Source organism: Limosilactobacillus frumenti DSM 13145 (assembly GCF_001436045.1).
Classification (GTDB): domain Bacteria; phylum Bacillota; class Bacilli; order Lactobacillales; family Lactobacillaceae; genus Limosilactobacillus; species Limosilactobacillus frumenti.
Genome location: NZ_AZER01000025.1, coordinates 13,130 through 27,133, shown reverse-complemented (window position 1 = coordinate 27,133; position 14,004 = coordinate 13,130). Strand labels below are relative to the sequence as shown.

General features: G+C 43.4%; 15 protein-coding genes. 7 read left to right on the top strand and 8 right to left on the bottom strand.

Going from position 1 to position 14,004, the window contains the following annotated elements:
• Positions 1-66: 66 nt before the first annotated feature.
• The 6 genes from FD27_RS08005 to FD27_RS07980 are packed head-to-tail and all read right to left on the bottom strand — an operon-like array spanning position 67 to position 5,413.
• On the bottom strand, positions 67-570 hold the full coding sequence (locus FD27_RS08005; protein ID WP_057752439.1) for a shikimate kinase: 504 nt from the start codon (positions 568-570) through the stop codon (positions 67-69).
• 11 nt (positions 571-581) lie between these two features.
• Positions 582-1,427, bottom strand: a complete 846-nt coding sequence (locus tag FD27_RS08000; RefSeq protein ID WP_057752436.1) for a prephenate dehydrogenase — start codon at positions 1,425-1,427, stop codon at positions 582-584.
• Positions 1,408-2,724, bottom strand: coding sequence for a 3-phosphoshikimate 1-carboxyvinyltransferase (gene aroA / locus FD27_RS07995; protein ID WP_057752432.1), 1,317 nt, complete (start codon positions 2,722-2,724; stop codon positions 1,408-1,410). Before aroA ends, FD27_RS08000 begins: the two co-directional genes overlap by 20 nt.
• Before the next feature lie 25 nt (positions 2,725-2,749).
• Entirely contained in the window at positions 2,750-3,916 is a 1,167-nt protein-coding gene (gene aroC, locus FD27_RS07990) for a chorismate synthase (RefSeq protein ID WP_057752430.1), read from the bottom strand.
• Positions 3,917-3,919: 3 nt separating this feature from the next.
• Entirely contained in the window at positions 3,920-4,195 is a 276-nt protein-coding gene (locus FD27_RS07985; protein WP_057752427.1) for a chorismate mutase, read from the bottom strand.
• Positions 4,196-4,207: 12 nt separating this feature from the next.
• Positions 4,208-5,413 (bottom strand): MFS transporter, encoded by a 1,206-nt coding sequence (locus tag FD27_RS07980; RefSeq protein WP_057752422.1) that lies wholly within the window; start codon positions 5,411-5,413, stop codon positions 4,208-4,210.
• A 415-nt stretch (positions 5,414-5,828) separates the two neighbouring features.
• On the opposite strand from FD27_RS07980, the gene FD27_RS07975 reads away from it, so the two are divergent.
• From FD27_RS07975 to FD27_RS07945, 7 genes are all read left to right on the top strand, one after another.
• Positions 5,829-7,007: an MFS transporter gene (locus FD27_RS07975; protein ID WP_057752420.1), complete on the top strand. Its 1,179-nt coding sequence runs from the start codon at positions 5,829-5,831 to the stop codon at positions 7,005-7,007.
• 51 nt (positions 7,008-7,058) lie between these two features.
• Entirely contained in the window at positions 7,059-7,598 is a 540-nt protein-coding gene (locus FD27_RS07970) for a GNAT family N-acetyltransferase (protein WP_057752417.1), read from the top strand.
• An 86-nt stretch (positions 7,599-7,684) separates the two neighbouring features.
• Entirely contained in the window at positions 7,685-7,894 is a 210-nt protein-coding gene (locus tag FD27_RS07965) for a hypothetical protein (protein WP_057752414.1), read from the top strand.
• 207 nt (positions 7,895-8,101) lie between these two features.
• On the top strand, positions 8,102-8,875 hold the full coding sequence (locus FD27_RS07960) for a (S)-acetoin forming diacetyl reductase (protein ID WP_057752411.1): 774 nt from the start codon (positions 8,102-8,104) through the stop codon (positions 8,873-8,875).
• 380 nt (positions 8,876-9,255) lie between these two features.
• A complete protein-coding gene (locus tag FD27_RS07955; protein ID WP_057752407.1) occupies positions 9,256-10,407 on the top strand; it encodes an ArgE/DapE family deacylase in 1,152 nt (383 codons plus the stop codon).
• A 47-nt stretch (positions 10,408-10,454) separates the two neighbouring features.
• Entirely contained in the window at positions 10,455-11,933 is a 1,479-nt protein-coding gene (locus FD27_RS07950) for a YfcC family protein (RefSeq protein ID WP_477218321.1), read from the top strand.
• Between the two features lie 223 nt (positions 11,934-12,156).
• Positions 12,157-12,672, top strand: coding sequence for a L,D-transpeptidase (locus FD27_RS07945; protein WP_235803036.1), 516 nt, complete (start codon positions 12,157-12,159; stop codon positions 12,670-12,672).
• Positions 12,673-12,717: 45 nt separating this feature from the next.
• Here FD27_RS07945 and FD27_RS07940 read toward each other — a convergent pair whose 3' ends face one another.
• On the bottom strand, positions 12,718-13,239 hold the full coding sequence (locus FD27_RS07940; protein WP_057752398.1) for a hypothetical protein: 522 nt from the start codon (positions 13,237-13,239) through the stop codon (positions 12,718-12,720).
• 2 nt (positions 13,240-13,241) lie between these two features.
• On the bottom strand, positions 13,242-13,793 hold the full coding sequence (locus FD27_RS07935; RefSeq protein WP_057752395.1) for an RBBP9/YdeN family alpha/beta hydrolase: 552 nt from the start codon (positions 13,791-13,793) through the stop codon (positions 13,242-13,244).
• Positions 13,794-14,004 lie beyond the last annotated feature (211 nt).

Below are 14,004 nucleotides of genomic sequence, written 5' to 3'. Positions count from 1 at the left end.
CTGTTAAAGAGGCATTTAGTACCAAGAATTATCTCGATGCTAAATGCCTCTTTATTTAAGTTCATTTTAGTTACTCATAATATCTTTTATCTCATCCGCAATGGACTGCGGTGAACGACCATCAGTGTCGATGGTGATATCAGCACATTCTTCGTATTTTGACTGACGCTTTGCTAATAGCTTCCCTAAACCGATGACATCTAATTGGTTGGCAATCGGTCGATCGTGGGAGCCTTGAATGCGGCGAGCAGTTTCTTCGGGTGAAGCATGAAGCAAAATAACTGGCGCAGGATCTTCTTGAAGTTTTAACCGATTGTCAGCCCGCAAAGGGGTTCCACCACCGGTAGCCAAGATACCATCCTTAGATTGCAGCGTTTCTAGCAAAACTTGGTGCTCAATTTGGCGGAAACCAATTTCACCGGAACGCTTAAAAATTTGCGGAATCGACATTTGACTGTGATCAATAATTGCTTGGTCGAGATCAGTGACTGGTAAATTGAGTTGATCGCTTAAAAGATTGCTGACGGTGGTCTTGCCACTCCCCATAAAACCAATTAAAATCACTTTCATCCTATTTCACCTCAGTTCAATTCTTTGCGAATCGTTGCTGCTTCACTAAATAACTCTCTCAAAGTCGTTAAGTCACCTTTGTTGATTGCAGTTCGTACTTTTTGTAAATCTGTTATGTATTCGTCTAATTGGTGCAGAATGTCAGTCCGATTGTTCTGCATGATGGCTGTCCACATGGTTGGGTCAGCTTGAGCAATTCGGGTAGTAGACTTAAAGCCCCCGGCAGCCGCGTTAATTCCTGGTTGTTGACCAGCTAAAGTGTAGGCAGTTTGTTGTACTAGCGTGTAAGCCAAAATATGGGGAAGGTGGCTAATTTGAGCCACTAATTTATCGTGATCTTCAGCTTTAATGGGTGTCCACTTTACCCCAGCAGCAATAAGGAGGGACCGCAGTCGTTGTGCGCTATCCCCCTTAATTGTTGGTACCAGGAAGTAAAAGGCGTCTTTGAATAGGTCAGCTTTACCGGCCTGGGCACCGGTTAAGTGAGACCCGGCCATTGGGTGGCCGCCTACAAAATCAATTCCTTTAGTCGTTAATGCCTGGGCTGCGTGCATAATGGTCTGCTTGGTGGACCCGACATCAGTAATCACCACTGAAGGCTTTAGAGGCAACTGAGCTAACTGCTGAATGTCTGTCACAATTTGCGATACCGGAGTTGCCAAAATAATGAAATCAGCCTGACTAGCCGCCTCCAGATTTGTCACTGCTTGGTCAATAAAGCCTTGCTGACGGGCAAATGTAATATTATCCTGGTCCGGATCAATTGCTAGCACTATTGCGTCTGGATGACCCTGCTTAATAATTCTGGCTAATGATGAACCGATTAAACCAAGACCCTTAATTAAGATCGTTGTCATGTTGCGTGCCTCCTAGAAGAGTTGCCAAGTCGTCAAAGAAACCAGGGTAAGAAACGGCCACGGCATCTGCATGGGCGAGTTGTAGCGGTTGGTCAGCTTTTAAAGCAGCAATTGCATCCATCATCCCCAACCGGTGGTCACCGTAACTCTCAAGTTGTGGATCTTGAACGTCCCATGATGAGCGACCGTCAATAACCATCCCATCAGGCAACTCTTTGACCTGCACGCCGAGTTTGCGTAATTCAGCGACGACGGTCTTAATCCGGTCAGTTTCTTTGACCCGTAGCTCTTGGGCCCCGTGGATCGTTGATTGGCCATCTGCACACGCAGCCAACAGAGCTACTAGGGGCAGCTCATCAATCACTGCCGGAATATCTTTAGCTGTTAAGTGAATTGGACGAAGAGCACTACTTTCAATCGTAATATCGCCGCTTGGTTCGCCAGTAGAGAATCGTTCCTCAATTGTTAGCTTGGCCCCCATTTGTCGAAGGATGTCGATGATTCCAGTCCGGGTAGGATTCAGGTTGACGCCTTTTAGAGTCACCTTGGAATGTGGAACAATGGTGGCGGCGACTAAGAAGAAAGCAGCTGATGACATATCACCGGGGACAGTAATTTCCCGGCCAATCAATGGTGACCCTGGCTCAACCAAGATGATTTTATGGGCGACAGTGCGAATGTGAGCACCAAATTGACGTAGCATAATCTCCGTATGGTTGCGAGTTGGTAATTTCTCGACAATTGTTGATGATTGCTTAGCTTGCAGGGCAGCAAAGATTAAAGCACTTTTAACTTGGGCAGAGGCTACTTTCATCTCGTATTCGGCACCGTGGAGTTGCTGGCCGACAATGGTTGCCGGTAATGTTCCGTTAGTCGTCAATTGGACTTCACCACCGAAGGCTTTCAATGGTTCACTGACCCGTTTCATGGGCCGTTTTGATAAGGAAGCATCGCCAATAAGTTTTGTAGTAAATTGACTACCAGCTAATAGTCCCATCATCAGACGTGTGGTGGTGCCCGAATTACCCATGTCTAAGGGATGAGAGGCAGGATGTAGACCAGCAAAGCCCTTTCCATGAACCGTGATGGTGTCACCATTATCTTCAATCTGAACTCCTAAGTCACGAAATGCCTGTAGAGTTGACAAGCAATCATTACCCCGCAGAAAATGATGAATGGTAGTAGTTCCCTCAGCAATAGAGCCAATCATAATGGCTCGGTGAGAGATACTCTTATCTCCAGGAACAGTTAAAGTACCATGAAGACCTGTTTGGTTAGCAATTGGTAGTTCTTTCATCAGTAAAGTCCTTTCTAATAGTTATTTAGAAATCTGCATTATGTTTACGGTATTGAGCGACCCCTGCTTTTAAGCGAACTAAACTAGCTGATTCAAAAGTATCAGTGATTGCTTTGGCTAGTTCAATGGCCACGACATTTTCAACGACAATGGAAGCCGGGACGATGGCGGTGACGTCAGAACGTTCAACATTGGCTTTCAGTTTCTCCTTGCTGTTAATATCAACTGTTTGAAGGGGCTTGTAAAGAGTGGGAATTGGTTTCATTGCTGCGTTGACAATGATTGGCATTCCGTTTGTCATTCCACCTTCAAAGCCACCGAGATGATTGGATAAGCGACTAAAGCCAGTCCCCTTATGGTAGTCGATCTGGTCCATAATTTGGCTTCCCGGGTGTTCAGCATCAGCAAAACCATCGCCAAAGCTAACCCCCTTCATAGCATTTACTCCCATTACGGCGCCGGCAATTTTACCATCTAATTTAGTGTCCCAGCTTATGTAAGAACCAAGGCCAGCGGGTACGTTTTCAGCAATGACCCGAATGGTGCCGCCTAATGAATCACCAGCCCGCTTTGTGTCATCAATCAATTGGTGGATTGCTGGTACTTGTTCCTGGTTGAGAATACGGAGGTCGTTTTGCTTGATGGTCGCTTGAATTTGCTGCACAGATAAGGAATTATTAGCAGTTACTTTGATAGAACCAACTTGCTGAACGAAGCCTACCAAGTGGATATCGAGGGCTGCTAATAATTGTTCGCAGAGGTTACCAATAGCAACCCGCATGGCAGTTTCACGAGCCGAAGAACGCTCAAGCACATTTCGCAGGTCGCGGTGATCGTACTTCATCCCCCCGACAAGGTCCGCATGACCAGGGCGGGGATGCTCCACTTTACGGACTGAATTCTCAGGGGTTGCCGGGCTCACTGGATCCATGATTGCTGACCAATTAGCATGGTCACGATTCTGAATGGTCAGTGCAATTGGTGACCCGAGGGTAACACCGTGACGAACACCGCCGACAATTTGAACCTGGTCATGTTCAATTTTTTGCCGATTACCACGGCCGTAGCCACCTTGGCGGGCGGCTAATGCAGCATTGATCTGTTCAACATCAATCGGTAATCCAGCCGGCAGTCCTTCAATAATACCGGTAAGTTGGGGACCATGAGATTCACCAGCGGTAATAAAATTCATGGGTTAATCTTCCTTTCTGAGAGCTTGTTCATATTGACGAGATTGTTTCATAATATCTTTAAAGATTGCAGCAATGAATGGTGCTTTAGCCGGATCTGAAGTCTCAGCAGTGACTTTGTTGAGAATAGCCTGTTCACGTTGCTGGTCCAAGATTGGCAATTGGTGTGCCACTTTATAGTTATTGACTTTGGTAACGGCCGTGAAACGTTGTTCTAAGAGTTTTACTAACTGTTGGTTAATGCGGTTAATTTCTTGTCGTGCTTGATCGAGCTCCGTCATTAAAATCACTCCTTAAGCTTGACGAACTGGCTTTTGTAAGACAGCTAAGATAATCATCAGAACTGTCCCAATAATGCCGACAATGATATCAGCACCAAATGTTGCTGTAATGCTGTGGGTGGAAAGAACTCCAGTGATCAATGGAACGGTGAAGGATGCAATTGATCCAAAGAAGTAGAAGATTCCGGTAATCATTCCGCGGTGAGCAGGGAACATGTTCATGAAGACGGTTAAGCCGGTTTGCATTACTCCAGATGCAGCAGAAAGGCCGAAGATAAATGATGCAACATTGGCGATTAAGACATTTCGACCAGCTACCAAGATAATTACTAATGACAGAACCGCAACTAAGTTTAGACTGATTAATAGCTTCATCTCACTAGCATTGTGTTTGAGCAGGAAGAAGAGGGTGAGAACCCCGGCCATTGAGCCAATGCTGTAGCAAGACATGACGGTATGGGCGGCAATGTTACCAAAATTGAATGCCCGTTGAGTGAAGAGGGTGATCCATTGCGTGAACCAGATCATCAGGGCCATTGAAGTGTAACCGTATGCCAAGAGAACGATGGTTGATAAGACTGTCCGCACCTTGCTTTGTTTGTGGGCATGTTCACCCAGATCAACCTTACTTGGCGCTTTGATTACAGGGAACTTCAAAGATGACATGTTGATGATGTTGATCACCAGCAGGGCAGCCATGATGATGAATGACCAGCCAAACCATAAGTTTTTGGCATTCAGAGTGGCGATAATTAATGGAAGAATAAATTCACCGATGGACATGAAACCTTTGATAAGGATGGTGTCGTAACCATTTCCATCATTCATTTCAACCAAGGTAGTGTACGTTCCCGCATCAAGGGCTGAGTTGGCAATCCCAGCAAGAATTGCTAAGCAGTAAGCGACGGGAACACTATGGGTCATGATCATTCCCACAGCGAAGATCAAGTATGATAGCATCCCAATATTAACGAGTAATTTACGGCTAAAGAGGTCGGCTAAAGTACCCGTAATGAGGTATGAAATTAACCGGCCAATCCCAACTCCTGAGATAACAAATGAAACAGTTTTAACAGGAACTGACCAGGCACCACCAAGGGCTACCATGTTCTGAGCTAAGATGATTAATCCAAAGCCATGAATAAGGTAGTTGAGGTAGAGGCTCAAAGTCAAACGTCTACGGTTAATTTGTGGTTCTTCAGTAACAGTTGCTTGCATGAGTAAAACTCTTTCTATATAAATCAAAAACGACCAACTAGTTGAGACGTTGCTCAATCTAGTCGGTCGTTCTAATTCAAGAAGGCATTAATGGCGCTTGATTAGAAAATAAATGATGATCTTGCTAGATTGCGTTCCCTAGCAAAGTCACATTAACGATTCCCTTGCTGAGGTCCGAACGTCCCCGTCCGCACCCCAAATAGCACGGACTTAATTCATGTCAGCAAGGCGATAATACTTATGCATCGTTAATGTGTTTTGGTTCATCATTAAATCTTCCCTTCATTTGATGTTGTAATTATTAAAGCATTCTCATTTTACCTTGTCAAGGTCTAATTTTAAATTAATTTTTGATTGAGAATTACTCCTTGGGCGCTCTATAATGTGGGTATTAAGTTAGAGGGAGAATATTTATATGGCAAAAAAGGAATCTGTTTTTACGAGGGATGTCGTCCTCGTCATGGCGGCGTCTTTCTTCTTTATGTTCGCTAATATGTATTGCAACCCGCTAATCAACGGGTATGCCAAAGATTTGGGCGCATCGAGTGCCTTTGCTGGTTTTATCGTCGGCGTGATGAGCATTGTTGCGATGTTTTTACGACCGATTGTTGGTAACCTCACTGACCGTTTTTCAAAATACCGGTTAGCTTTTTGGGGTGGGGCCTTGTCGTTTATTGGCATTGCTGGTTATATCGTGACACCCAATAGTGGTTTACTCCTGCTATTTCGTTTAATCAATGGGACTGGTTATGTTTTATGTACCGTTTGCATGACTACCTGGTTATCATATTTAGTTCCCTTTTCCCATGTTGGGGAGGCCATGAGTTTTTATGGCATTATGAATGCATTAGCAATGGCCTTTGCACCTGCGGTATCCATTGACTTGTACCATGTCATTGGTTACCGAACAGCAATCGTAATTTCTGCTTTGGCATCCCTTTGCATGATCATTACGATCCAATTTGTTTCTAATCGTGCCCAACCAACCGCTGAACAAGCGGCAACGGCTGCCAAGGGTAAGTTAAAGATTATTCAGAAGCAATGCTTACCAATTGCTGCCATGGTGGCATTATTCGCCATGCCGTACTTTATTACCCAAGCTGACATTGTGACTTATGTTGAACAACGTCATTTAACAGTGGCAGTTGGGATGTATTTCTTAATCTATGCGGCGTTTTTAATGCTAATTCGACTGTTCCTACGAAATCAGTTTGATACTGTTCGTTTCGGTGTCTGGCTATACGCTAGTGTTGCCGCAGATGCATTTTACCTTGTAATGCTGGTTATTATGAAAAATAATTGGCAGATGGCCTTGGCTGCTGCGGGGATGGCAATTGGTTATGGAACCTTGTACTCGGTTTGCCAGTCAACAGCGATGATGGTTGCTCCAAAGAGTGAACGTGGCTTAGCTTCAGCCACCTTCTTCTTGGGACTCGATATTGGGATGTCGTTTGGACCGATCATTGCCGGCTTTGTTGATACGCTTTTGCCAATTAAGTACTTCTATGTCGTTTGGCTGATCATTGTCCCAGTACTACTAATCATTTACTGGGCCAACCGGCAGATGTTAAATGGGGCCATTAATAACCACTAACTCCTTTTCTGATAGAATAGTAGTGAACGATGAATAAGGAGATGACTAGGAATGGCCCAACTAGATCAAATTAAATTGGCGACAGTTGATGATCTTGCAGAAGTTGCCAAAATGTACCACGAGGTGTGCGACCATCAATCATTAGATGAATATGGGGCGGACTGGACCTGGGGTGAATATCCAAGTGTTGAGGGCTTACGTGACTATATTCAGCATGCGCTGATCGTGACTGGGTGGAAAGATGGACGGTGCGTTGCTGCTGGTGTATTAACTGCTGGTGAGGATGATGAATACCGGCAGGTTAACTGGCCACTTAAAGCCACTGACCAAGAGATTGTTGTCTTGCACTTGTTCACTGTTCACCCAGATTATCGGGGCACTGGTATTGCGGATGAAATGTTTGAGGCGGTATTAACGGTCGCTCGTCAGCATGATTTCCGTGTATTGCACCTGGATGTTTTAGCGGCTAATATTCCTTCAGAAAAACTCTATGTTAAACATGGTTGCCAGGTAGTGACTGATTTGACGATTCATTACGACGATATTGGTGACCAGCAAGCTCGTGTTCTCCAGTATCAGTTGATGAACTAATTTTTGAGAACTTCTAAAATTTGGTAGAAAAATGCTTCATTTTGGTGAAAAAAGTTTACAATATAACTCGAAAGGAAGCATGAATCATGGAAATTAATGAAGATGCTCTTAAGAACTTCCAAAACTCGAAGTTTGATTTTGTTGATGCAAAGGGTAACGATGTTGACTTCAGTAATCTGAGCGACGACGTAAAGTACACTTTACGTGACGGCAAGGAAATTGTTGAAGACAACATGAGTGCCAAGGACGTTGTTGACACAATCAACAATGAGTATGGCAAGAAACTCAATGTCTGATTCATTACCTGATCTGCTAACTTTCGGAGCCTTCCCAGCAATAAGCGGGAAGGTTCTTTTTTTGCTTCATTACATTGCTAAAATTAACAAGATACTTATAATTTGTTAAATATTAAGTCAAATAATGGGCAAATTACTTTATAATTTTGTGTTCAACATAGTATAATTGAAATCGTGGTAAGCGCTTACAAAAAAGGAGGCAATATTATGAGTCAAAAAGTTGCATTAGTTACCGGTGGTAGCCAAGGAATTGGTAAAGCAATCGCTGAACGATTAGTTCACGATGGCTTTGCTGTTTCAATTGTTGCATTGGAACAAGACAAGATTGACGACACTGTTAAGGAATTGGAAGCCAAGGGTGCCAAAGCGTTGGGAATTGCTGCGGATGTTTCTGACCGTGACGCTGTCTTTAACGCTGTTAATGAAACCGTTGATAAACTTGGCGATTTAAACGTTATGGTTAACAATGCCGGCTTAGGACCAACTACCCCTATTGACACTATCACTCCTGATCAATTCAAGACGGTTTATGGCGTCAACGTTGGTGGTGTTCTATGGGGCATTCAAGCTGCACACCAAGCATTTAAGAAATTGGGACATGGCGGCAAGATCATTAACGCTACTTCCCAAGCTGGTGTTGTTGGTAACCCGAACTTAGCCCTGTACTCTGGCACTAAGTTTGCTATCCGGGGGATTACCCAAGTTGCTGCCCGTGATTTGGCTGACGAAGGTATCACCGTTAATGCATACGCTCCAGGGATTGTTAAGACGCCAATGATGTTCGATATTGCTCATCAAGTTGGGAAGAATGCTGGCAAGAGTGACGAGTGGGGGATGCAAACCTTCGCTAAGAATATTGCCTTGAAACGGTTATCTGAACCAGAAGATGTTGCCAATGCTGTTGGCTTCTTAGCTGGCCCAGATTCTAATTACATTACTGGTCAAACCATCATTGTTGATGGTGGAATGCAGTTCCATTAGTCATAAATACGCACCGTTAGGGATCAGCCTAATGGTGCTTTTTGGGTTGAAAATATGAACAAACTAGACCATAAACAGACAATTGCACTAGGCACATTAATAGTTATTGCAATCGGCTGGCCCGTTTACTTAGCCCGCCAATTAAACAAGCATCGTCAGTAAATATTAGCCCTGCTAGTAAAAAAATTACTAGTAGGGCTAATTTATTTTTATGTATTTATTTGCATTTATCGCTAAATATAGTTACTATATTGATTAAATATTCATAATAACTAATATTTTTTAGTTAGGTTGGATGCATTAATGGGGTAAAAATGAGAGCTTACTCATGATACAATTATCATGTAAACGCTTTAATAGCTATTTTTGGAGGGATGAACATGGATAAGGATAAGCAAATCGCCATTTTATCGAAATTGATTTCAATTAAGTCAGTTAATGATAATGAAGCAGAAGTCGCTGACTATATTGAATCATTGTTCAAGCCATATGAGGATCAAGGCGTTCAGATTGATCGTGTTCAATACGCACCTGGCCGTGATAACCTGGTAGTCACTATTGGCTCTGGTGATAAGATGCTGGGCTTCTCTGGTCATGAAGACGTGGTGTCTGAAGGAGATGCGAGCCAGTGGTCTTCGGATCCATTTAAGGCCACGATTAAGGATGGCAAGTTGTATGGGCGTGGTGCTGCGGATATGAAGAGTGGTTTGGCCGCACTGATTATTGCAATGATTGATATGTTAGATAATCATAACGTGCCGGGCAAAATTCGCTTGCTGTGCACGGTTGGAGAAGAAACCGGTGAGTACGGTGCCGCTCAACTTACTAAGGAAGGCTATGCTGATGGTTTAGCAGGCCTGATTATTGCTGAACCTGGTAACAGCATGACCGAGATTGGCTATACGTCTAAAGGAGTAATTGACTACATTGTTACTTCCATTGGTAAGCAAGCCCACAGTTCACAGCCACAGAATGGGATTAACGCAATTGACCACTTGGTTGATTTTGCAACCCAGGTTAAACCATTAATGGCCAAGTTTGATAAGGTTAACCCCATTTTAGGCAAATTGACGCATGTTCAATCGGTCTTCCAAGGTGGTTCGCAGATCAACTCAGTTCCAGCCAAAGCGATTATTAAGGGAAATATTCGGACCATTCCTGAATACCCAAACCAAGTTGTCTTTGATGCGCTGAACAAGCTGGTAGCTGACCTCAACCAAAAGCCAGGTTACGACCTTAGCATCCGTTACAGTTTTCCAGAAGAAGCAATGCCGGGAGATAAGGATGCACCATTAATTAAGTTGATGGAAAAGGTTCATGATGAAATTTTTGATGGTCCAGTAAAGGCCATTGGTCAATCTGGGGCATCCGATGGGTCCGAATTTTTACATGGGAAGGGTGACTTTGCGATTGCCGAAATCGGCCCTGGTAACAATACTCAACACCAGACAGACGAGAATGTTGAAGTAGATGTTTTCCATAAGTCTGTTGAGTTTTATAAACAAGTAGCTCAAGAATTTTTTGCTGACTGAGGTGACTATGGATGGAGAATCAGACAAAACCAAAACATAAATTTCATATGCCGTCGGCGTTTACAATCCTGTTTATGCTGATTGTGCTGATTGCCATTTTGACATGGATTGTACCAGCTGGTGAGTATAAAGTTGATTCCGCCGGGAACATGATTTCCGGGACCTATCATACAGTTGCCGCCCATCCTCAAGGTATTTGGGATGTCTTCATGGCGCCCGTAATTGGAATGATTGGTAACAAGGCTACGACGGGTGCCATTGATATTGCCCTCTTCATTCTGGTTATTGGTGGTTTCTTAGGAGTCGTCAATAAGACTGGTGCTCTGGATGATGGGATTCGTTCCATCGTTACGAACTCCAAGGGGCATGAAAAACGATTAATTGTTATTTTGACTATCATTTTTGCTATTGGTGGTTCAACTTACGGGATGGGTGAAGAAACCTTAGCATTTTTCCCGCTAATTGTGCCGATCATGATGGGGGTTGGTTATGACTCCTTGGTTGCGGCCGGAATTATTTTATTGGGAACCCGGGTTGGGGACTTAGCATCAACGGTGAATCCATTCTCAACAGGGGTTGCTTCCGGAATTATTAAAATTTCTCCCGGATCGGGTCTGGGTTCACGGATTATCTTATTAGTGATCGTGACCGCTTTGACGATTGCCTTTGTTATCCACTATGCTGACAAGATCAAGAAAGACCCGACCAAGTCTTTAGTTTATAAACAACGAAAGGCTGATATGAAGTTTTTCGAAGTGGAGGAACGGAGTAGTAAGCCCAAGCCATTAACTAAGGTTCAAAAGCATGTTTTATGGGTCTTTGCCCTGACATTCATCATCATGATTGTGGGATTAGTGCCATGGACGAGTATTAATAAGTCATGGACATTCTTTGATGCCTTTACCAAGTGGTTAACCAGCGTACCATTCCTTGGTAATTTCTTGGGTGCTGACATGACAGCACTAGGTAGTTGGTACTTTAACGAAATTACGATGCTCTTCCTGTTTATGTCGGTCGTAATTATGTTCGTTGGCCACATTAAAGAGGCTGATTTTATTGATTCCTTCATGAAAGGAATGGGTGAATTATTGAACGTTGCGATTATTGTTGCGGTTGCCCGGGGAATCCAGGTTGTAATGAACAACGGTAAGATTACTGGGACGATCCTCCACTGGGGTGAATTGTCACTTGGTGGGATGCCAAAAGCAGCGTTTATTATCTTAGCATTTATTTTCTTCATTATTTTGTCATTCTTGATTCCATCTAGTTCTGGCCTAGCAGCGGCGACAATGGGCATCATGGGGTCGTTAGCTCACTTTGCCCATGTTGATGGCAGTGTTCTGGTCACTTCTTACCAGGCCGCAACTGGATTGATTACTGCCGTAACACCAACAGCGGGGATGCTCGTCGGGGCACTGGCCCTGTCACGGATCCCAATTACCATTTACTGGAAGTGGGTCTATAAGTTTATCCTCTTGCTGTTCTTCGTTACCTGTGTATATTTAGCAATATTGACAATGATGTGAGCGTGGAAAACTGTTTTGATTATGTTGCATTATGCACTCTAGTTTTTCTTCAACACTCATCATTAACACAAAGCGTGATCACAGTTATTTACTGCGGTCACGCTTTTAGATTATCCAAATGGGCTAAAAAGTAGTACAGTAGAAAGGTAACTTATTTGAGAGGAAAGATAACTGAATGAAGTCCTTATTACGTGGCTGGATCACATTAGTTGCTGTGTTATTGATGTCGGTTGGAGCATCAGCTAGTACCCATGCTCAGCATATGCGAACACCCATTGATTGGCATAAGTCCTCAGAAACGGTTGCTTATCCTGATGTTAAACAGGCGAAGAATCTGTGGATTAAAGTGGATTTGAAACACAACCGCACTTATATCTATGATGGATCTAAATTACTCTATACCATGTATAGTTCAGCTGGCATTTACAAAAAGAACAATGCTTCTGGTAAGAAACAGAGTGTGACGCCCACAGGCACCTTTCATGTTCAAAATATTCGCAAAGATCGCGTGTATAATCCAAGTCTTGGTTTAGGGGCTAACTATTGTATTTCCTGGAACGGCGACTATATGTTTCACTCCGTTGTCACAGACCAGCGGCCACATCATTATTTAAAAGATGATGCGGCTAAGCTTGGAAAAGCACCCAGCTCTCCTGGATGTGTTTGCCTTTCGATTCCAGATGCCCAATGGATGGAGCATAACTTACCCACCGGTACAAAAGTTGAAGTTGTTGGCTAAGATAAAAAACGAGTCAGGACAATCATTATCCTGACCCGTTTTTAATTACTTAATCCAATGATACTGGTAGGTCTTAGGCGCTAGTTTGAACTGTACACTGGTGTACTTTTGATCATTATCAGAATAAGTAACGGTGAAGTCATGCGGGTTAGCGTGGTCGTCTAATTTGCCCGCTGGCTTAGGCTGAAGTTTTCCGTTATTAATCCGCATTTTATTATTACGCTGAATGGTAAAGACATTCTTTGTGGCCTGTCGATTCAAATAGCGTGGCCGATTGAGCAGATGGCGAATCTTTTCGGGAGCAGCCTGCTCTTCTTTGTTTGCGTGCGCATCCACTACTGGATTACTGTGGCTATCAATGTCTTCAACGTTGACATACGTTGCGCGCCCATGTTGATCAAAGAAAGCGTATTGGTGTTCCGTTCGGTAGGCGTTGGCATTAATCATTGTCACAATATAAACGTGATTGTTTAAGTCGCTTTGCTTCATGGCATTTGCTTGACAATTTCCCATACTGATGCCGATCAAAGCACAAATGCAGACCAGCATTAATTTAATTTGTCTCATTTTTATCCCTCATCATTAACCATATCTTGTAATTCATCCAACACTAATGGAAATTCTTGATAACCGTCACTTGATAAGAAATGGCCACCAGTTGGCCGGAGTAAAAGTTTGGCATTGATGCTATTAGCAACGGCCACCGCATATTGATAAGGGGCGATAGGGTCATTTTGTGCGGTGATGACAGTTGCTTGGGCAATTTTATCTTTGATCTGCGAATAATCAGGACGTGGTGTCATAAAATTATCCAGTTCTGGATAAGTAGGTAGTGGTTCTGCAAAGGCACCGACCAAGATTAAATTAACATTACTAATCTGGTGCTGTTCTACGAAACGAAGAGCGGTAATACAACCCAGACTATGAGCAATGATGGTGACCCCATCTTGAGCAGGGATCTGCTGGTTAACAGCGGCTGCCCATTCATCTTGCTTTGGATTGAAAGGGTTGGGCAGGGTTAGCCGTTTTACTTTAATGGACGGTTTAGCGGCCTGCTCAAGCCAAGGGAACCAGTCGTCATCCTTAGTAGAAGTGCCGTGAATTAAATAAACGGTTGTCATTATTATGCGCCCCCAGAGTCATTATTTTATATATTTAATCATTACTAATCACATTATAGCTCAACAAAAAAGGACCACGAAAAATCGTAGTCCTTCATGTAAGTAAGCAGGTAGTTAATCGCTACCTGTCTTCAATCTTAGCATAAGTTAAGCCGGCGTCAATCAAAATTAGACAATTTTAACGATCTGTGTCTAATTGAACCAATACATG